The following is a 22171-nucleotide window of genomic DNA, read 5'->3' as shown; positions in this document are numbered from 1 at the left end:
AAAGGAAGTTGAGTTGTTCGCTTTTAAGCACATGGTTGCGTCTAGGGCGACTAGATTTGAGCTAAGGTCGCCTTAATTTTTTCACAGATACTTTGCACTGTTGCAGTCGGGAAGCGATGGGCCTGATACGTAATGATCATGCTTAACTGATGTTGCCCATCAATCACATTTTCCATTATTTCAAAATGTAATCCGAACATCGATTCATCACGTTCCGGCAAGATCTGACGATAAGGAAGGTCTTGTCCCTGAGGTGTTTTGAGCGCGCCGTTTAAAGCATTATTTGAATGGATATGAATAAACACATCAAATAACAGCCCTTCATCGGCACGCATCCCTAACGCATTTTGGATATGATTGATTGGAATATCTGCATAGGCCATCGAAGTATTAATCATTGTGCTGATCTTGTGCAGCAACGCTTGGAATGAATCTGAAGGACTAAACTGTGTGCGATGTGCCACCATGGTCGTAAAGTAACCCACCGTATCAAAAAACTCGGGATCAGTTCGTCCCGATGCAGAAGTACCAATCACAATATCTTTTAAATCACCTTGTTGCTGTAAGGCATTGGCGATAGCCGTATAGAGAACTGCGAAAATGGAAGAGCTGTGTTGTCTCGAAAATGCGAGCAGCTTTTCATACATTTCCGGTGCAAATTTAAGTTCGAGCCATTGGACTGGCGGTTTTTCCTGTTCAGCATTTAATTCATTTTGCGAAACAGGAAGGCTTAGACCTTTGGTTGCTCCTCTTAACAGCTTAGTCCAATAATTTAGATGGTCTTGATTGATCCCTTGTTTTTGCTGTCGTAAAGAAAAATCAAGAATAGATTGGGCAGGTGCCTTCCAGTTAGGCGCTTCAGCATTTGAGCGAGCAAGATAAGCATGTGCAAGATCAGCCATAATCGTATTTAAAGACCATTCATCAATCACCATGTGATGAACTAAAAATGATAGAGTTTGGCGACCTTGGGCATTTCGAATTAAACGAATTCTGAGTGGAAGTTCGCGAGTTAAATCAAATTGATATGCAGCTTCACTGGCAAGCGTTGCATCTTTACTTTCGGCACTGTTCCAAAACCATTTGAATTGTTGAAGTTCAGATATAGGAACAACCTGTTGATCGGTTTGACCATTGTCGGTATTAAACATTGTGCGTAAACCGGCATGGCGCTCAACAATATCTGTAAAGGCTTGCAAGAAAATATCTTCATTAATTTCTTCAAGGAATTCTACGGCAAAGGGTAAGTTATAAATTGGGCTAAAATCGAAGGCAGAATAAGCTTGCCACAGGAAATCTTGAGCTAAAGTCAGCGGGGCTTTTTCGACACGTTGTAAGGTGGTTTTTGCAGTTTTTGTTGATTTGACCAAAGCATATTGGGCTAAATCAGCAGCAGATGGAGATTTAAAGAAATCATTAAATTGAATCTCAATGCCATGCTTATTGAGTAAGTTTCCAATAATTCGGGTTGCTAATAGTGAATGGCCGCCAAAATCAAAAAAGTCATCATGGTGGCTCATTTCTGGTTCAGCGAGCGTATTTCGGAACTCTTCTAAAATAATTTCTGAAATATCGATTTGCTTAGATTGTACTGATGCTTTGATAGGACTTGCATTTAGATGATTCGGGATATCAATTTCCGTTAGCAGCAATGGCATATGATTTGCTGAATATTGCTGATAACGATGTTGTATAGCCTGAATGAAATCTGTCGTTTGATAGCTTTGGTCAAGAATAGGGTGGAGCACTAAAATAAGAAAATAGTCTTGGTCTGTTTTGACCAAACGTGTAAAAAAAGGTGGATGAGTTTCTGCATTCCATGATTGTGCTTTTAATGTCGCCACTTGCTCAAATACGTGTTCTGTATGGTCCTTTCTTACTTCTAGACAAGATGCAGGGTCATCATATGGAGTTTTGTATAAATCACCTTCCTCACTCAATATATAGCGGACATTTAAGTCAGGCGTGGTGTTAATCATGTCTTGAAGTGCGTTGATCAGCCCTTGCATATCCAGACCTTGATCCAGCTTCCATAGGTTAAAACGTCGATTAATTTGTTCAGGCTGCTGGAATTGCAACATCCAGATATGCGCTTCGTGATCAGTCACTGGAATAAGAGAGGGGGTCTTGGAAAATTGTTCCAACATAAATGAATCCTGGTTTATCAAATGGCTATTTTCATCAATTTTCATTTTGCAAATTTCTCACATCAGATTAAATTTCATATAATTCATAATGTTATAAATCTACTTGTTTGCAAAAAATTGATCTGTTTCTAATGCGTTGATGTCCACATGAACTGTACTGATGTAACAGTAGGGTTACATTTTACCTTTAAACATACTATAATTGATTCTCATTTACATCAAGATTATTATTTGCATTAAGTTTAGGCAATTGGCAATGACGAATTTTTAAAATACAAGATAAATAATAAGTTGTTGATTAATATTTATTTTATTCGGAATTGGCTGGGCAAAAATAATTTAAAGATGAAAAAAACGATCCTGAGGATATGAGCGTGATTGTGCATATTCAAAAGGAACTTATTTGGTTGTCTCGATAAAATTGAGGTGTTTTCATGAGTATATTCAATCATGAAAGGACAATAAGCCCAGCGAATGTTGAAAAAATTTTGCATGCCTTGTGCTGGAACGGGCCAAATTTGCAAATTGCATCGTTTGTTTTCGGTTTGAGTGGGGCATACCACTGATGCAATGGGGCTTATTCTGTATTTTTATCATTTTATGTATTTGTTCATTGTTGCTCGGAGCTGAGCAAATACAATGGTCTGCTTTGCTTGCTTTTTCTCATGAGAGCTGGCTTACACTCACGGCCAGCCGTATCCCTCGTTTAATGACCATTGTGCTGACCGGAATCGGACTGGCGGTGTGTGGCGTCATCCTACAGCATATTGTGCGTAACAAGTTTGTTGAACCGGAAACTTCGGGTGGTCTGGATGCTGCCAAACTGGGAATTTTAGTGTCATTAACATTAGTCCCGGTAACCAGCACGCTGAGTAAAATGATATTTGCGATCTTTTTTTGTTTTATTGCCAGCTTGATTTATATCGCCATTATCCGCCGTATCCATTTTAGAAATACCGTTTTAGTCCCCGTCATTGGCTTGATGTATGGCAGTGTACTCACTGCCTTAGCCGAGTTTTATGCCTATCGCTTTAATATTTTACAAAGTATGCAAGGGTGGCTTTTAGGAGATTTTTCGAAAATTATCCAAGGTCACTATGAAGTCATTTACCTTATTTTTCCGATTGTTGTCCTGACTTATCTTTTTGCCCATCGCTTTACCGTGATTGGTATGGGGGAGGAGATGGCGGCGAGCTTGGGAGTTCGTTATGCAGCGATAGCAGCCAGCGGTCTAATACTGGTTGCGATTACCGTTTCAACCACTGTCATTACCGTAGGTGCAATTCCTTTTGTCGGGCTCGTGGTTCCCAATCTAGTCGCACTGAAATACGGAGAAAACTTAGCTAAAACCTTGCCGATTGTCGCTTTAGGCGGGGCGTCGCTCTTACTTTTTTGCGATATTTTCGGTCGCTTAATCATTTATCCATTTGAAGTACCGATTGGACTGACCGCCGGTGGTATAGGGGGCGTTATTTTCCTCATCCTCATTTTGAGGGAGTTCAGATAATGCGTATCACAAAGTTATACCTGATTTATCTGATTGTTGCCTGCCTGGCGGTATGTTTTCTATTTTTAAACTCAGGACTTGATGTTGAATACGTCATTCCTCACCGACTGCTGCGTCTTGCCACCATTGTTGTAGCGGGGATATGTATTGCGGTGTCCTCGATTGTTTTTCAGACCTTGGTTGGTAATCGTATTTTAACCCCTTCAATTATGGGCTATGAAGCGGTTTATTTGTTATGGCAAGTGTTATTGCTGTTTGTTTGGGGGACATATGGATTAAGTCAGTTAGGGGTAAATGGTAATTTCTTTATCTCTATTGTTTTAATGCTGCTGTATTCATGGTTCATCCATACCTGGTTATTGCCCTATGGCAAAAAAGATGTCTTTTTACTGCTACTTTTGGGGTTAGTCCTGACCATGGTCATCGGGACGGTTACCCAATTTATTCAACTCAAAATCAGTCCCGGTGAATTCTCTGTGTTTCAGGGCTTGAGTTATGCTTCGTTTAATCGTGCTCAAACAGATACTTTATTGTATGCCAGCTTAGCCGTAGTCATTACTTTATTCCTCGGTAGAAAAGCACTTCCTGTTCTGGATGTTCTGGTTTTAGGGCGTGAGCAAGCCATTTCACTCGGCATTCATCATCACCGTTATATCAGTTTTTATTTAGCCCTGATCGCTGTGCTTGTTGCGGTATCGACCAGTCTCATTGGCCCGACTGTATTCATGGGCGTCTTCATTGCCAATATGACCTATGCATTAGCCAAAAGTTATCAGCATAAATTAACGCTACCCATGGGGTGTGCGCTCACCATTGCCATATTTATTGCAGCTCAGATTCTCGTTGAGCATGTTTTTAATTACAAAACCACGGTCAGCATTCTGGTCAATCTGGTATGCGGCATTTATTTCCTTGCGTTGGCGGTTCGTACCCGAGGTGTTACATGATTCAGGTCAGAAATATCCATAAGTCATACGGGAATAAGCCCGTACTTAGGGACATCAATATTGAATTTCCTACAGGTCAGGTGACGTCACTGATTGGTCCAAATGGCGCAGGAAAATCAACTTTGCTCATGATGATGGCCCGTTTAATTGAGCCAGATCAGGGCGAGATTTTTTTGAATCATCAAAATATTGCGGTTATTAAAACCGCTGTTTACGCCAAGCAGGTCGCGACTTTACGTCAAGCACCCGGCTTTAATTTGCGCTTAACCGTAGAAGAGCTGGTTTCATTTGGACGCTTTCCCTATAGCCGTGGTGTTTTAAGCGAACAGGACCATCAGTTGATTGATGAAGCGATTGAGTTTCTTTCTTTAGAGCCACTGCGCAAAGCTTACATCGATGAAATTAGTGGTGGGCAAAGGCAAATGGCTTTTTTGGCGATGACCATCGCGCAGCAGACAGACCTGCTTTTATTAGATGAACCTTTAAATAACCTTGATATGAAACATGCCGTTCAGATTATGCGTGCACTCAGACGCTTATGTGATGAACAAGGGCGCACTGTGATTTTAGTCATTCATGATATCAATTTTGCCACGAATTATTCAGATCATATTGTCGCGCTGAAGAACGGCAAGCTTCATTTCAGTGGGTTAACGCAACAAGTGATTACAGAGACGCAATTAAATGATCTGTACGAGCTTGATTTTGAAATTACATACAGTGAGCGTGGCTGTATGTGTAATTACTTCAACTCATCCGGAGCTTGAATCGATATGAACTGGAAGAAAAGATATGGGGGGATCGCCCTCATCATAGCGGCAGCTGTCACTCTCCAAGCATGTGATCAAAAAGTTGCAGAGCGCACTCCAGCTTCTCAAAAGCTGGCCCAGCCGATTACGGTAAAACATGCGCTTGGCAGCACGGTGATTGATCATCTACCGCAACGCGTTGCCGTACTTGATATGAATGAGGCTGATTTTCTGGATCAGCTCAATGTCCCGATTAGGGGAATGCCCAAAGATTATATTCCACACTTTCTGGAAAAATATAAAACAGATCTACAAATTCAGGATCTGGGTGCAATTGTACAGCCCAATATGGAAAGGATATATGCATTAAAGCCAGACTTGATTTTGATGACGCCCTTACACGTTAATCAGTATCAGGAACTGTCAAAAATTGCCCCGACCATTCATTATGATATTAACTTCAACAATAGTGGGAGCCATCATATTGATCTGGTGAAAGACCATATGATGACCTTGGGAAAAATTTTTAATAAAGAAGATTTGGCTCGCCAGAAAGTTTCTGAACTTGATCAACAGGTGAAGCAGGTACAAGCCGTGACAGCCAATCGCCCGGAAACAGCGCTGGTCGTTCTTCATAACAATGGGGCATTTAGTAATTTTGGTGTTCAGTCCCGCTATGGCTTTATTTTTAATGCTTTTGGGGTAAAGCCGGCCAGTAGTGCCATGGATACAAGTCTACATGGGCAACCAATTTCGAGTGAATTCATCAAAAAAGCAGACCCGGATATTCTCTATATCGTGGACCGGACTGCCGTAATGGAGCATCGCGCAAAAATTAATGCTGCCAGTGTTGAAAATCCATTATTACGTCAAACCAAAGCATGGAAAAACGGTCGTGTCATTTTTGTTGATGCGGATGCGTGGTACACCACGGCTGCAAGCCCTACCTCTCTCAAAATTGTGATGGAAGATGTGAAAAAAGGCTATCAATAAATTCTGGGGCGTATAACCGAGTCAAATCTTACAGCATAAATTTTCACTATTTTGCTAAGTTTTTTAAGCAGATAGTTAATAAAAACTGAATTACAATATTGCAGGTATTCCAATGAACAACGTGAGTTATAACCTTAATTTAAAAACCGGGAATGATAAAATAATCAATCGCCGTTCTTTCATATTAAATGGAATTGCTTCGGCACAAATGGCACTTCGATTAGGCTATGCATTAGGTACCGTATTTGTACTATGTGCATCAAATAGCCATGCTGCCGTGATTGATCATTCAATAGAAAGCCCTAATCAGCAACCGACTACGCAAGTCAATGCAACTGCTTTGCCGCTCATTACAGTCAAAGCTGAACAAGACGATCATTATGCAGGGGGACAAGTGTCCACGAAAAGCTCAGTTGGCTTTTTAGGCAATAAAACCGCGATGGAAACCCCGTTTAATACCATTGCTTATACAGAAAAATATATTGCAGATCAGCAAGCGAAAGATATCACCGATGTGATTGCAAAAACGGATCCATCTATTTTTTCAACGGGCGCTTATGGCGTCATTGCAGAAAGTTATGCGATTCGTGGGTTTAGATCGAGTTCTGTAGCGGCAGGTCGCGATACCTCGATGGGTGGATTATATGGTATTGCACCGTTATATCGCGCCTCACCGGAAATGTTTGAACGCATTGATGTATTAAAAGGACCTTCGGCAATGCTCAATGGCATGCCGCCAGGGGCAACTTTAGGGGGAACAGTTAACTTGGTGCCGAAACGTGCGGGCGATGATCCTTTAACACGTTTTACCACCACGTATATGTCGGATTCGCAATTCGGCGGGCATTTGGATGTTGGACGCCGTTTTGGTGAAAACAAAGAATTTGGTGTGCGGTTCAATAGTGTCTATCGAGATGGCGAAGGTCCAATTCAATCGCAGGAGAAAACCACGCATCTCTTTTCACTGGGTTTGGACTGGAAAGGCGAAAATGCACGACTTTCAGCCGATTTATATACCAGTCGTGACCATGCTGACGGTATTAATCGTGGTTTAACCATTTTATCCGGCGTTAAATTACCTAAAGCGCCCAACCCAGATACTTTGCTGAACCCGACCTGGACAGTCTATAACACCCGTGATAAAGGCGGGATGATTCGCGGTGAGTATGACTTGAACGATCAGTGGATGGCGTATGCCACGGCGGGTATGAGTAAAACAGAATATGATACTTTGGGGGCTGCTAAAACTGAAATTCAAAATCAGGCAGGAGATATCAAGTTCAATATTGCTCATTTAGGTTTTGAGTATGAACGTAAGTCAGCTGAAGTTGGTTTACGGGGGAAATTTGATACAGGCGCTGTAAAACATGCGCTGGCATTAAATGCAACACATTACCGCGAAACGGATGACGAATCGGGGATCAGACAAGGATTTCCTGGAGGAGACCGTATAACCAATATCTATAACCCAAACTGGGGCAGTAAGCCGGATCGTGTTGCGGTCGCACCTATTTTTAGCAATAAAGAAAATTTAACAAGTGTTGGCCTGGCCGATACCCTGTCGATGCTTCAAGAACAGTTACAATTGACCTTAGGGCTACGCTACCAGAATATTGTTACTGAAAGTCTGAATGGGCAGGGCGTCCGAAATGTTAACGGTCGTTATGATAAAAATGCGATTACGCCTGCAGCTGCAATTTTGTTCAAAGCCAATGATCATGTTTCATTGTATACCAACTATATCGAAGGATTAAGTTCAGGGGGAACGGTACCAACAGGACAGAACTACGAAAATGAAGGACAAATATTTTCTCCTTTCAAAACCAAACAGATGGAAGCCGGAATTAAAATTGACAGCGGTAAATTCACCAATAGCTTGAGTGTTTTTCAGATCAAGTCTCGAAATTCGTATGTGATTAGAAGTACGGATGGCAAGAGTAAATCGATTTACGGCGCTGATGGCGAACAACGTAATCGCGGAGTTGAATGGGGCTTTTACGGTTCACCTATGGACAGTCTGCGTGTAATGGGCGGATTTACGTATATTGATCCTAAAATCACAAAAACCGGAATTAAAAACGAGTTAGGCAATGTTGTTGCCGGGGTTCCAAAAATGCAAGCGAAACTTGGTGTTGAAGGGGATGTGCCATATATCCCGGGCTTAACTTTGACTGCCAATGCAACAGCTGCGTCCAAACAATATATTTATACGGATAACTCAACTTCAGTACCCGGACGCGAAGTGTACGGAATTGGCGCACGTTACCAAACCAAAATAGCGCAATTCCCTGTCACGATTCGTGGGAATATCGATAACCTCACCAACAAGTCATATTGGGCAATGCCTCAATTTACAAGTTTAATGCTGGGTGCGCCGCGTACTTATTTATTATCGGCCTCGATTGATTTTTAATTTAATCAGAAAATATAAAAAAAACTGCCAAATCAGATTTGGCAGTTTTTTTATGAATCGTTGTTATTTATTTGGGTAAACCGTAGTGCTGGAAAGAAGACTGTTTAGGAATTCGATAAGCATCACGCCCCAGCAATTGATTAATAATCACTGAGTTTCGAGTGGCACCGATTCCCAGGTCAGGAGAACCGACCCCTTGCTGAAAAATCTCGGCATTTTGAATGAAAATACGGCCTTGTCCCTGATCACAACGTAAAACGGTAAAGTCTTCTTGAACAATACAGTCATTTTTATCATCAACCGCTAAAACAGAACCTTTCATATTCTGGAACCATTCTGGCCAGTCATGCACATAGCCTGTAGCTGCGACAAGGGCATCGGTTTCTAATTCACAACGTTGATCAAGTTGGGTATGTAAACAGGTCAAACGCAGGGAACCCGATTCAAGCTCTTCAACCGATTCAACTTCGCAGCTGGTGTATAGGCTTAAACCGCACGGCTCACCACCCACTGAACGTTCATAAAGTACGTCATAGATATCACCAATGGTTGAGAAGCTAATGCCTTTATAGATCAGGCCCTGACTAGCCGCAATATCGCGGCGTTTATCTCTAGGCAGGCTTTGGAAATATTGCATATATGCAGGGGTAAAACATTCTTGCCCAAGTTTAGAATATTCCATCGGGTGAAAGCCGGCTGAACGTGTGATCCAGCGAATAGATGCACCTGCTTTTACTTGTTCTGGTGTCAGGGAATTAAATAAAGCAAGTACACATTCTGCTGCACTCTGGCCCGAACCAATCACCGTGACTTGTTTACATTGTCGCAGTTGTGCCTGAATTTTTGCAAACTCTGCTGAATGCTTGACCAAAGGGTGCTTGCATGTTGCCAGCCATTGGGGAATTCGCGGTTTAGTGCCGATACCAATTGCCAGATTTTGGCTGATATATTTTTGTTTTTCGCCTGAGGCTGATTCACTTTCTATCATAAATTTATCCAGCTTGGCGTCATATTCCACATGATTGACGTTTTCTCCAAATCGACAATCCGGTAATTGTTTTGAAGCCCAACGGCAATAATGGTCATATTCACGGCGTGGGATTAAAAAACTGTCGTAATAATAAAACTGATGTAAGCGATCATGTTGATGTAAATAATTAATATAGCCTAATGGATGGCAAGGATTGGCCATGGTGACTAAATCGGCAAAGAAAGGGACTTGTAATGTCGTGCCTTGCAATAGCAGTCCCTCATGCCATCGAAATTCTGGTTTGCGTTCTAAAAATACGCTTTTGATTTCGGGATGATGAGACAAAAGCGCAGCTAAACCTAAGTTGAATGGCCCAATACCAATTCCGGTAATATCTATTTTTTTCATGTTTATACTTTATCTGATTCCAAAATGATGAATGTTTTAAATACGAATTAATGGGGTGTAAGGAGTTTCTCTACATCCGCAATATTGCGACATTGGATAAGTTGAAGAGGTGAAAGTTGAATCGCGTATGTTTCGTGAATACGTTTTGAAACGACCTTTAAATGATGGGGGCGTAGCCCGAGATGCGTAAAATGCGTTGAGTTGTCCACGTGCTGATTGGGTGCCTGGCCGATCACGTCTAAATAAATGTCGAGTAGCTGATTATGCGGTTTAGTATTATTTTCAAAGGGTGCAGATCTATCAACGGACTCATTATGATTGAAATAGGACCTGTTATTTTGAAGCTCACTGAGAAAATTGCTGAGATCAAAACTGAAGATTTCTGAGCCAATAATTTGCTTGATTGCCAATTGCAGCGCATCCAAGAAATCGTCAATCATGTGGGGTGGGAATGCTTCTTGGGCATAATCAATATCGAAAATCAAAGCGCCGTCATTTCTGGTGCTAAAGCGAATATCAATGGCAACTTGAGGGGTTTGGGTCAGTCCATCGTGTTGTTGAACAGGATGAGATTCAGGTAATACAGGCCAGGACAAGCCATTTGTAATGACAATCGGCAAGACCGGAGCGATGCCAACTTTTTCAAATAATAGCCGGGCCAGATCAACGCCTGAAAATGAAAGATGCTGTAAACCCTGTAAAACGTCTGTTTGCAAACGGTTGGCTTGTTCAGCAAATTGATCTGCAGTTTGCCACTCAACCGCAATAAATGTAGAGCTATTGGAAAATGGTCCGGCATAGAGGGGCAATGTAGGAACGGCCACGCACAGAGATTGGTCAGTGCTCCAGTGAGACAGCACTTCCAGAATAATCGCCATGAGGATTGAGTTTTTAAACAGTGAATGTTTTGCGCCAATTTTAGACAACTGTTTAAACTGATCTTTTTCTATAATTAGAGTATTACGTTGATAACGCGAAGTCGCTAAATGCTGTAAAGGCATTTTCCACGGAAGTGCTGGAATGTTAGATAATTTAGAAAATTTTCTTTCCCAGTAAGCCATATCTTCCTGATGAACAGACAAGCTATTTTCAGCTTCATTGTCTTCTATTTGCGTTTGGATATCATGTTGTTGTCCATCGAATAGCTCTAACATAAGTGAAGCTATAGATCGGCCATCTAAAATTAATGCATCAAAGCGGACAAAAATCGTTAGTAGATTATTTTTTAATAAAAAAATCGTGATATTCCAAGGCGACTGATTTAAATCAAATAGCTCATGGGTATAACTATTTTTATAGGACTGGATGTGGTGAGATGCACGCTCAGCTTCCCAGGTAGTTAGGTCTATTTCTTTTAAATTGACAATCACTTGATTGCTTACATATTGTACTAACCTATTTTTATCAATATAAGTTCGTAAGCTGTCATGCCGCCGTACCATTTCTGTCAATCGTTGTTTTAATAAAACAAGATCCATTTTGCCGTGATACTGCCTAAACTCCTGCATGGCAACACCCCCTAACGGAAGGGCTTGAGTTCGGCCTAATAGGTAGGCTTGTTGTAATGCATTTAATGGTTTTTGAGACGTACGATCTGATGGAGTATTTTTTGCTGAGTTTATAATTTGTGTATTAAGTTGCTCAGAGTGTGCTGCAAGATTTTTAAGTAAATGAATGAAAGATTCAAATAAATTCGTGATCCATTCTTTGGGTAGGGCATCTAAACGGATGTCCCAATTCACTAAAATACCGTCATCTACATGAGCAACTTGCGCATCAAGTGCAACTTGTGGCCCTTGTGAAATCACCCAATTCATGGCGCCAAAAACGCGACGGACGCGATCGGAAAGCAAATTATCATTTTCTAAATCGAGTGCTGCGGTAAATACTACGGGAGCAATCTGGGCACTACCTTGATAACGCGACAGGTCACGTAGCACATTCACACCCGAATAATGTGAATGCTCTAATAACTCAAGCATTTGATTTGCTATTTGTTTGCAGAATGCGGCTAAGGTTGTTGTCCCTTTCATATCGACATTGAGGATGACTAAATTAGCAAAATCGCCAATAGTGCCTTCGACATTTTTTAAAGCCGGTTCACGCCAAAAAGTAGGAATATTTAAGCGGAAGCTGTGATCTTGGGTTGCATGACCAAGCGTATAGGCAAATAAACCTAATATCAGGTTAGTCATAGTCAGATGTTGTTTTCTGGCAAGTTGCTGTAATGCTGTTCGTTGTTGTGGCGATAACCACGTACTTAAACGAACACTTTTTGCTGTTTTAAACTCTTGATCAATGAAAGGGAGTGATGGTGCAGGGGGAATATGAGGCAGCCGTTGCTTCCACCATAAACGGTCTCGTTGCTTTAATTTTTTGAGTTCAGGGTCAGTCCGTATTTTTTGATACCAGTCAAAAAAGTGAGGCGGACGGGAAAATGATATTTCCGCGTCTTCATAAAACAAAGAAAGATCTTCCATTAAATTCAGGAAGCTGGACGGATCAATCGCAATCATGTCCGTATCGACATGAAAACGGAAAGCATTTTGTTTAAGAACACTGACAGAAAATCTTGCAGTTTGACCCTGACTTAAATCAAGTTTTTGATGGGTCCATTGCTCCCGTTTTTGCATGAGCATTTGTTCAGTTTGATGAACACTAAGCTTTGAAAAATCATCGACTTCCAATATCTGTTGCGGTATCTCAGTCATGATGTTCGGGATGCCATCGGCATTCAAACTTAATCTCAAGATCGAGTGTTCTCGATAAAGTCGTTGAAGTGCTAAATGTAATTTTTGTAAATCAATAAACTGACCGTCAAATTCTGCATTGAGGTGAGCAGCGACCCCACCTAAGGTTGTGTTGCCAGAGCGACCAAACCAGCAAGCCGCCTGCATCGAAGTTAATTCACACATTGAACGATAACTCGGTTGACAAATTAATCTTGTTTCAGCATCATACAAACAAATGAAAATGATTACCAGTTGCATTTGTTAATCATTTTCAACTTTGCTGTGAATAGATAGCTTGTCCGTCTTAAGAAATTTCTTTGGTCGGTATTTAAATTAAATATTTATACCGATATTTAAGAAAACTTACGAATAATCAATAGCTTGATAACCATTAAATTAAATCGAATATTTAGAATGCCATGAAAAATCAGTTGATTGAGTTTGTTCGCTGGCCCAAAGAGCGTGCGCAACATTATCGAAATAAAGGGTATTGGATTGACCAGCCTTTGACGCGTATTTTAACGGCAGGGGTTCAATCGCATCCGCATTCGCCAGCTATTATTTGTGGCGAGCGACAGTTGAGTTATATCGAGCTGGATCGTTTATCAACAAATTTAGCGTCCCGACTCGCTGAAAAAGGCTTGGGCAAGGGGGATACTGCTTTAGTACAACTTCCCAATATTGCAGAGTTTTATATTGTATTTTTTGCCTTGCTTAAGGCGGGTGTGGTTGCACTCAATGCGCTATATAGCCATCGTCAATATGAACTCAATGCCTTTATTCAACAGATTCAACCTAAGCTTTTAATTGCTTCGCGTCAGCATGAAGTATTTAGCAATAATCAATTCATTGATTCATTTGATGAAGTAAATTTAAGCCCTGACATTATTTTGATGCTCAATCATCAAGTAGCTGATTGCGGACTATTAGACTGGATTGAAACACCCGCAGAAACCTGTATCGATTTTTCATCTACACCTGCCGATGAAGTTGCTTTCTTTCAGTTGTCAGGGGGAAGTACGGGAACACCAAAACTTATTCCACGCACCCATAATGACTATGACTATAGTGTGCGGGCCAGTGCCGAGATTTGCGGTTTAAGCCCGAATACCCGCTTATTGTGTGCGCTGCCAGCTCCGCATAACTTTATGTTGAGTTCACCGGGTGCATTAGGGGTTTTACATGCTGGTGGATGTGTTGTGATGGCCCCCAATCCTGAACCGCTGAATTGCTTTTCTCTTATTCAGAGACATCAAGTCAATATGGCCTCTTTAGTGCCAAGTGCCGTCATTATGTGGCTGGAAAAAGCAGCACACTATCAAGATCAAATTCAGTCTTTAAGGTTGCTTCAGGTGGGGGGAGCCAGCTTTCCTGAATCTTTAGCCCGTCAAGTACCTGAAGTCCTCAACTGTAAATTACAACAAGTCTTTGGAATGGCCGAAGGTTTGGTCAATTACACCCGACTCGATGACGCCGATGAGCAAATCTTTAGCACACAAGGGCGTCCCATCAGTCCGGATGATGAAATCAAAATTGTTGATGAGCAGTATAGGGAAGTTGCGGAAGGTGAAATCGGGATGCTTGCGACTCGGGGTCCTTATACCTTTTGTGGCTATTACCGCAGCCCTGAACATAATTCACAGGTCTTTGATCAGGACAACTATTACTATTCAGGCGATCTGGTGCAGCGTACTCCTGAGGGGAATTTACGGGTCGTCGGCAGAATTAAAGACCAGATTAACCGCGGTGGTGAAAAGATTGCTTCGGAAGAAATAGAAAAACTTATTCTTTTACATCCGGACGTTATTCACGTTGCTCTGGTTGCAATTGTGGACGAGAAATTCGGTGAAAAGAGTTGTGCCTTTATTGTTGCCCGTCATCTTGAACTTAAAGCTGTGGCGCTGAGACGCCATCTCATGGAATTAGGGATTGCACAATATAAGCTGCCAGACCAGATCAAATTAATTGCAAGCTTGCCCCTGACCGCTGTTGGTAAGGTGGACAAAAAACAGCTTCGCAGCCTATTAAATACCGCTATAACATCTTGAATGAATATTGAGCAGAACATGGCTATTGCAAAAATTTCTACTTACCTGATGCCCGAACCACAAAGTTATCCAATTAACAAAACAGACTGGCAGTTAGATCCTAAGCGGGCAGTATTGTTAATTCATGATATGCAACGTTACTTTTTAAATTTTTACGATGCGGAAAGTGAATTAATTAAAACGGTTGTTAATCATTTGGTTCGACTAAGAAGTTGGGCGCATCAGAATAATGTTCCTGTGGTCTATACGGCACAGCCTTATGAACAGCCCGCATCAGATCGTGCATTATTGAATGCGATGTGGGGACCGGGTTTACCCGCTTCAACCATCGATCAGCAAAGCATTATTGATCAACTTTCTCCTGCTGAACATGACATTGTCCTCACGAAATGGCGTTATAGCGCATTTAAACGTTCGGACTTGCTTGAAAGAATGCAAAACTGGAATCGTGACCAGCTCATTATTGGCGGTGTCTATGCGCATATCGGTTGTATGGTAACGGCAGTTGAAGCCTTTATGAATGATATACAAGCTTTTCTTGTTGGGGATGCAGTCGCCGATTTTTCTGAAGAAGAACATCGTTTAGCGCTGCAATATGTCTCTTCACGTTGTGGGCAGGTCGTAGACACTGAATCTGTCGTGGGACAAGCGACAAATGCTATTACCCGGCCTTGGCTAGAGCAAAAGGTCCAGCAACTCATAGAAGAGGAAGAATTAGATCCAGAGGAAAATCTGATTATGTATGGATTGGACTCCTTACGGATTATGCAGTTCTCTTCGGAACTGAAAGCGCAGGGAATCAATATTAGTTTTGAAGAATTAGGACGCACACCGACTTTATCAAATTGGTGGTCGTTGGTTGACGCACGGCAAAGGATTGCGGGGTAGAGGGTTGCCACCATAAGGCAAACGACAATTCCTGGTCGCTAAATTTATACATGAAATTGATATCTTTGATAGCGACTCCTTAGACGACATGTTCGTCATATGAACGGAGCAAGAAATGAATTTATCGCCTGCTGATCATGAGAAAATAGAGAAATTCTGGAATTACTGCTTAAAACATCAATACTTCAATATTGGATATCCTGAATCTGCAGATTTTGATTATTCCGCTTTATTCTGTTTTTTCAAATTCTCTATTAATAATTGTGGTGATTGGAAAGACGTTAGCAATTATGCATTGAATTCTTTTGATTTTGAAAAAGATGTGATGGCCTATTTTGCTGAAATTTTTCAAATTGCTTTTGAGGAAAGCTGGGGATACGTGACCAATGGGGGAACAGAAGGCAATATGTTTGGCTGTTATCTGGCACGTGAACTATTCCCGGATTCGACACTCTATTACTCAAAAGATACGCATTATTCGGTTGGAAAAATTGCCAAATTATTGCAGATGAAATCTTGCTTGGTTAAATCATTGGCGAATGGTGAAATCGACTATGATGATTTAATTGATAAAATAAAAACCAATAAAGAAACGCATCCCATTATTTTTGCAAATATTGGTACCACCATGACCGGTGCAATTGATGACATTACAATGATTCAACAGCGCCTGGAGCAAATCGGAATATTGCGTCGAGATTATTATATTCATGCCGACGCTGCCCTAAGTGGCATGATTTTACCTTTCGTCGATCAACCTCAGGCATTTTCTTTTGCGGATGGGATCGACTCGATCTGTGTGTCTGGTCATAAAATGATTGGTTCACCGATTCCGTGTGGCATTGTTGTGGCCAAACGTCAAAATGTAGAGCGTATATCGGTAGATGTGGACTATATCTCTACACGTGATCAAACCATTAGTGGTTCTCGCAATGGGCATACGGTTCTGTTGATGTGGGCGGCACTACGTAGCCAAACCAATTTACAAAGACGACAGAGAATTCAACATTGTCTAAAAATGGCCCAGTATGCGATTGATCGCTTTCATGCCGTGGGAATTCCTGCATGGCGCAATCCGAATTCAATCACGGTGGTATTTCCGTGTCCTTCTGAGCACGTCTGGAAAAAACATTATCTGGCCACTTCAGGAAATATGGCGCATCTAATTACCACGGCACATCATCGAGATACACGTCAGATTGACCACTTAATTGACGACGTTATTTTTGATCTGCAAGGTACCGCTAAACGTACAGTCGGTTTTTAGTCCTATACAGCAAAATATTTTGGGCGAATCCATATTCATTTTTACAGTCTAAAAAAGAATTAAAAATATTTTAACCGGATTATTGGGAATTGATGATGCAATTAAATTTTCTAAAAAAATACTGTTTATCAGTTTTTGTTGTTCATGCTTCTGCAACACCAGAAAGACCAGCAAGGGCGCCTGTTGCAGGTCAATTGCAGCGAAACTTTATCTTAAGTGCCGCTTTTTCTATGAATATAAAGAGAGTTTAGCATGTCTGATTTAAAGTTATCTGAGCTCATGATTGACTCTTCCTTGACACCTGCACTTAAGCCAGCATTTCCCAAATTATTGGCCGGAACGCTTGCTGCGGTATGTTCAGGGCTAGCCATGTTAACGGCGCTGTGGGGGATGATTCAGTTGATCGGTTATTTTTCGGCGTACTGGGTGATCTTTTCAACGGTTTTCTGGATGATCGGGGCAGTGCTGGCTGCATTGGCCTCATGGTTAGTGCATGATGCAGAGGCCGGCTTTTCGGCACGATTACGTCGTCAAATTGCTCATCATTTAATTCGGTTACCGACGACCACCTTATCAAAGCAGGGTGACCAAAGCCTAAAACGACTGGTTTCAGATGATATTGCAGCCTTACATCATATGGTGGCGCATTTACCGTCGGAAATTGCGATTTTTGCTGTGATCCCTTTAGTTTCTATTGTGTTATTAATGGTCTTGGTGGGCCCGATGGCCCTGTGGGTGTTATTACCGGGTGCAATTGCTTCACTCTATTATTTAATTGTTGTTCCCCATGTATCAAAACGGGATGGCGCTGCCCGTATGCAGGTCATGATGGATATTATTGGCACAGCTGATGATTATGCGCGTGGCATTCGTGATAACCGAATATATGGGCAGCAATCAGGTGCCTTAACGGCCTATACTCAAGCAGCACAAAATTTCACCCAAAATATGGTGTCTTGGGTGAGTAAAGTCGCCACATTAGCTGCTGTTGCCACGGCGTTGCTACAAGCGGTTGCAACCTTTGCCATTGCCTATCTGGTTGCCTATCAATACGACAGCATGACCTTGGCTGCAACACTTTTCTTTAGTCTGGCCATCGTGACACCTTCATTACGATTAGGGCATGGTCTTGACTATGTGGCGGCTGGACGAGCTGCAGCGACGCGTTTATCCGCATTCTTAGAAGAACCGGTACTCTCTTCTGGCAATCAACAACAGATTGAGGAAGAGCTAACACTCGAAATAGTGAATGCAAGCTTTGCAATTGAAAATCAAAAAGTATTGGATCGATTAAGTTATTCATTTCCAAAAAATTCAATAACTGCAATTACAGGACCGAGTGGCGTTGGGAAAACGACCTTATTGCGCGCACTTGCTGGATTCGCCGAATTGCAACAAGGTGTCGTTCAATTAGCAAAAACAGATATTTTGCAATTACATGAAAAGTTGAGACATGAAAAGGTTCTGTTTATTCCACAAGGTGGAGATGTATTACCGACCACAGTAAGAGAAAACCTGTCCTTATCGGCCGTGAATGCAAATGATGAGCAACTTGAACAGGCATTATGCAAGGCCCAACTAAAAGTAGATTTAGATGCAGATGCAACTTTACTTTCAGGTGGTGAAAAACAGCGCATAGGAATAGCACGTGCGTTTTTATCCTCAGCGCCTATTGTTTTATTAGATGAGCCCACCAGCGCACTCGATCAGACCAATGCGACAAAAATAATATTGGAATTAAGCCTCTTGGCTAAAAATCAGCATAAAACCATCGTCATGGTCACTCATGATCTCGCCTTAGCTGCTTATGCCGACAACAGCTTAATGCTTAACGGTCCAACTGACTCAGGGAAATCTGTATGAATACTGCCGCTAAATTAAATAAAGATCCGATTTTTTCGATGCTCCCTCGTACAGCCAAACAAAAATTAATGATTGTTGGGTTAGGATGGATCGTTGTGGCAGCAATTGAAGCAATCGCATACACCGTCTTGGCCTTTGCAATTGTCAATCAATGGTCGCCAAGCTGGGTTCTCATCAGTGCAATTGCAGCAATATTCGTGACAGTGGTGGTCACTCGTGCTGGCTTTCTCACGGGCGTGCGCTTAGCAGGGGACCTATTTGCTGAGCTAGGCAAAGCTTTGGCGCGTGCCAAGCTGTCCTGGTTTAGCAATGAACAGCGTGCCCAGATCAAGACAATTGCCGGACAGGGGATTCCCGGGTTTATGAGTATTCCGGCTCATCAATTGCAAACCTTTTTACATGCGCCTTTTATGCCTTTGTTTCTGACCATAGGCATGGGCATGCTTGCCGGAGTCGAGGTAACATTCGTCGCTTTAGGCTTGGTTTTATTCTCTTTATGTGCTCAATTCTTGGCACAACGTGCACTCATGCATAGTGATCAAAAGCGTCATACTGCCGATCTAATGGCTGCACAAGCAACGCTGGAACTGGTGGACCATATTGAGCTATTACGCAGCGCAGCCGGTCCTGAACGTGCGGTCCAAAGGCTGGAACATCGTTGGGAAGAACAAGAAACGACTTTAATCGGTATTAATCGTGCTGCTGCATTTGCAAGTTTTGTTGCAACCCTGGCCAGCGTTTTACCGATTGCCGGGATGGCCACCTATCTACTGATGACCGGTGTCAATCAAGCTGCTTTGGTGTTGGCTTTACTCGTCTTAATTGGACGTGCAGCAGCGCCCTTAGCTGAACTTGCTACCGCAGGGCTACATATCAATGATTTATTTGCTGCACTACGAAACTTTAATCAGATCACACATCCACCGGAGTTGCCTGAGCCATTACATCCTCAAATTCCTACGGGTCATCATATTGCGGTACAAAACATGAGTTATGCACCCGTTCTTGAAAATATATCATTCGATATTGCATTGGGGAGCAGAGTATGGGTGACCGGACCAAGCGGTAGTGGTAAGAGTACTTTACTTGAATTGTTGACCCGCTTTGATGATCCTCAAAGAGGAAAAATTACCTTGGGTGGTATAGCTCTTGATCAAATGAAATATCAAGATCTGGTTGCAAATATCGCTTATGTCACACAAGAACCGATTTTGTTCACGGGAACACTGGCTGAAAATATCCGTTTAGGAAAACCTGATGCAACGGATGATGAAGTCGAAATGGCTGCAAGGACTGCGGTATTAGGCGCAATTCTTGACCGTAGTCCAGAGGGCATTCATCAATCTGTGGGGAAGCAAGGCGCCGTATTGTCGGGAGGCGAACGACAGCGAGTCGCAATTGCGCGAGCATTACTCAAAAATGCGCCAATCTTAATACTTGATGAAGCGACTTCTGCCTTGGATGAAGGAACTGAACAGCAAATCGTTACAGCGATACGTACTCTTTCTTCTACGGTTATTTTTGTGACCCACCGTGATTCAGCCATTTGGCAGCCAACTCAAATATTAACTTTAGCCTAAGTTATTTCGTTTATGCAGCGCCCCTGAGTATTTTGTCATGCTTAGGGGCGCTAGGATCATTAAAAATGAATAAACATCAATATCATATGTTTTGCTTGCCGCCAGCAGGGAGTAGCGCGAGTATTTATCATCCATGGAAAAAGCAGATTTCTGACCATATTGGTATTATTCCTATTGAATATTCGGGTCATGGTATAAAAATAAATGAACCATTGATTGATGATCCTGACCTATTGGCGATGCAAATTGTCAATGAAATACAAGCTTACTCAGACACGCCGTTTATTTTGTTTGGACATAGTGTGGGAGGGGGCTTGATCTGGAAGGTGCTCAATCATTTGAGTGAAAAAGACATGCTTGATCAGTTGAAATTAATCGTTATAAGTAGCCGACCTGAGCATCACCATATTCAGCATATGCGCTACAAACATGAGCTAACTGATGAAAAAATTATTGATGAATTAAAGCGATACAATAATTTCCCTGACGAAATTTTAAATCATCCAGATGCACTCAAGTTTTTTCTCAACATTATCCGTAATGATTTTCATCTGAGTGACCGATTACTCAGCGAGAGCATTCATAAGACTGAGGTTCCGGTTGTTGCATTCTATGGTAAACAGGACCCGGATATCCCTGAGAAGACGATGATGGATGCATGGCAACAACACACTGAAAACTGGTTGGGTAGTATCGAGTTTGAAGGGGATCATTTCTACTTTCTCAATGCCGAGATCCGAGTCAAAATGCTTGAAAAAATAGCCACGATCATTGAAACATTGCATATACATATTGAATAAATACAGGCGATGAATAGCGATAATCCGTTAAATAGCGCATTCAACGCTTGTCTGGATGACCTAAATATTCAATATGAAAAGTTAACGGCTTTTGGAGTAGAGATACATAAAGTCCAGCTCAGTCAAATCAAAGACAGATCTAAACTTGATCATCTATATCGGGAGCTGAATATATTTCTTCCAGCGAAGATTGAACGTTCACGCTTCATTCGCCAATTTGAATTCCTGGCAGGGCGTTTAGCTGCCAAATATGCATTACAAAGCCTCAACTTACAGGATTTTGTTGTCCATCAAGGCCAACAAGGTGAACCACTCTGGCCAGAAGGAGTCATTGGAGGGATTAGTCATGTGCGATCGGAAAAAAAATGTCATGCCATCGCCTATGCTAAAAATCATACCTTTAAAGAAAAAATATTTGGAATCGATATAGAGTCCCAAAAACACGATGCTTTTTTTAATCAAAAAGATGAATTTTATGATGTTTTTTTAAATGGAACTGAACAGGAGGAAATGAAAAGACTGCGGAAAAGTCAGGCATATCTGGAGGTGACAATATTCTCCGCGAAAGAAAGTGTCCTGAAAGCATTGTATTTAAAATACAAACAAGTTGTTGATTTTAAAAGTATAAAATTTAAAGCGCTAGCGGGTGATTTTCTTTATTTTCATGTCATGCAACAGCCTCTAATGCAGAGAAACCTGGAGGTTAAGGTTCATTTTTTCCATACCGATGGCGAGATCATTACAATTTCGAGCCTTGAAAGTTAAATTTGTTATTGATAATAATAATCATTTGTATTAATGTGTGTGTCAGTATTTTTATACGCCTATATTTAAAAACAAGTACCACAGCATTTACTTG

15 protein-coding genes are annotated in these 22171 nt (G+C 41.7%); 12 read left to right on the top strand and 3 right to left on the bottom strand.

Going from position 1 to position 22171, the window contains the following annotated elements; translation table 11 throughout:
• Positions 1–50: 50 nt before the first annotated feature.
• Positions 51–2081, bottom strand: coding sequence for a condensation domain-containing protein (locus ACINWC323_RS16915; RefSeq protein WP_155758124.1), 2031 nt, complete (start codon positions 2079–2081; stop codon positions 51–53).
• Positions 2082–2712: 631 nt separating this feature from the next.
• Here ACINWC323_RS16915 and ACINWC323_RS16920 point away from each other — a divergent pair.
• From ACINWC323_RS16920 to ACINWC323_RS16940, 5 genes are all read left to right on the top strand, one after another.
• Positions 2713–3654 carry an ABC transporter permease gene (locus tag ACINWC323_RS16920; RefSeq protein ID WP_009507260.1) on the top strand — a complete coding sequence of 314 codons (942 nt, stop codon included), beginning with the start codon at positions 2713–2715 and terminating at the stop codon, positions 3652–3654.
• Positions 3654–4601 carry an iron chelate uptake ABC transporter family permease subunit gene (locus ACINWC323_RS16925; protein ID WP_009507249.1) on the top strand — a complete coding sequence of 316 codons (948 nt, stop codon included), beginning with the start codon at positions 3654–3656 and terminating at the stop codon, positions 4599–4601. Before ACINWC323_RS16920 ends, ACINWC323_RS16925 begins: the two co-directional genes overlap by 1 nt.
• Complete coding sequence (locus tag ACINWC323_RS16930; protein WP_009507243.1) at positions 4598–5368, top strand: iron ABC transporter ATP-binding protein; 771 nt, start codon at positions 4598–4600, stop codon at positions 5366–5368. Before ACINWC323_RS16925 ends, ACINWC323_RS16930 begins: the two co-directional genes overlap by 4 nt.
• A gap of 6 nt (positions 5369–5374) precedes the next feature.
• Positions 5375–6343, top strand: a complete 969-nt coding sequence (locus ACINWC323_RS16935) for a siderophore ABC transporter substrate-binding protein (RefSeq protein ID WP_009507295.1) — start codon at positions 5375–5377, stop codon at positions 6341–6343.
• An 85-nt stretch (positions 6344–6428) separates the two neighbouring features.
• The gene (locus tag ACINWC323_RS16940; protein WP_032880930.1) at positions 6429–8756 is read left to right on the top strand and encodes a TonB-dependent receptor; all 2328 of its coding nucleotides are present in this window, start codon (positions 6429–6431) and stop codon (positions 8754–8756) included.
• Between the two features lie 67 nt (positions 8757–8823).
• Here ACINWC323_RS16940 and basC read toward each other — a convergent pair whose 3' ends face one another.
• Together basC and ACINWC323_RS16950 are read right to left on the bottom strand one after the other, a co-directional pair.
• A complete protein-coding gene (gene basC, locus ACINWC323_RS16945; RefSeq protein WP_009507314.1) occupies positions 8824–10134 on the bottom strand; it encodes a putative histamine N-monooxygenase in 1311 nt (436 codons plus the stop codon).
• A 47-nt stretch (positions 10135–10181) separates the two neighbouring features.
• Entirely contained in the window at positions 10182–13124 is a 2943-nt protein-coding gene (locus tag ACINWC323_RS16950; RefSeq protein WP_032880928.1) for a condensation domain-containing protein, read from the bottom strand.
• Positions 13125–13285: 161 nt separating this feature from the next.
• On the opposite strand from ACINWC323_RS16950, the gene basE reads away from it, so the two are divergent.
• The 7 genes from basE (at position 13286) to ACINWC323_RS16985 (ending at position 22077) form a co-directional block, all read left to right on the top strand.
• A complete protein-coding gene (gene basE, locus ACINWC323_RS16955) occupies positions 13286–14914 on the top strand; it encodes a (2,3-dihydroxybenzoyl)adenylate synthase BasE (RefSeq protein ID WP_009507316.1) in 1629 nt (542 codons plus the stop codon).
• A gap of 18 nt (positions 14915–14932) precedes the next feature.
• The gene (locus tag ACINWC323_RS16960) at positions 14933–15802 is read left to right on the top strand and encodes an isochorismatase (protein ID WP_032880926.1); all 870 of its coding nucleotides are present in this window, start codon (positions 14933–14935) and stop codon (positions 15800–15802) included.
• A gap of 115 nt (positions 15803–15917) precedes the next feature.
• Complete coding sequence (locus ACINWC323_RS16965; RefSeq protein WP_009507303.1) at positions 15918–17069, top strand: histidine decarboxylase; 1152 nt, start codon at positions 15918–15920, stop codon at positions 17067–17069.
• Between the two features lie 252 nt (positions 17070–17321).
• Positions 17322–18932, top strand: coding sequence for an ATP-binding cassette domain-containing protein (locus ACINWC323_RS16970; RefSeq protein WP_009507277.1), 1611 nt, complete (start codon positions 17322–17324; stop codon positions 18930–18932).
• Positions 18929–20512 (top strand): ABC transporter ATP-binding protein, encoded by a 1584-nt coding sequence (locus ACINWC323_RS16975; RefSeq protein ID WP_009507321.1) that lies wholly within the window; start codon positions 18929–18931, stop codon positions 20510–20512. Before ACINWC323_RS16970 ends, ACINWC323_RS16975 begins: the two co-directional genes overlap by 4 nt.
• Before the next feature lie 65 nt (positions 20513–20577).
• A complete protein-coding gene (locus tag ACINWC323_RS16980; RefSeq protein ID WP_009507313.1) occupies positions 20578–21312 on the top strand; it encodes a thioesterase II family protein in 735 nt (244 codons plus the stop codon).
• A 9-nt stretch (positions 21313–21321) separates the two neighbouring features.
• On the top strand, positions 21322–22077 hold the full coding sequence (locus ACINWC323_RS16985; RefSeq protein ID WP_009507293.1) for a 4'-phosphopantetheinyl transferase family protein: 756 nt from the start codon (positions 21322–21324) through the stop codon (positions 22075–22077).
• The last annotated feature ends 94 nt before the right edge of the window (positions 22078–22171 follow it).

It is taken from the genome of Acinetobacter sp. WC-323 (assembly GCF_000314615.1).
GTDB classification, from domain to species: Bacteria; Pseudomonadota; Gammaproteobacteria; order Pseudomonadales; family Moraxellaceae; genus Acinetobacter; species Acinetobacter courvalinii.
The sequence above is the reverse complement of the archived record's forward strand: the minus strand, read 5'-3'. Positions and strand labels throughout refer to the sequence as shown.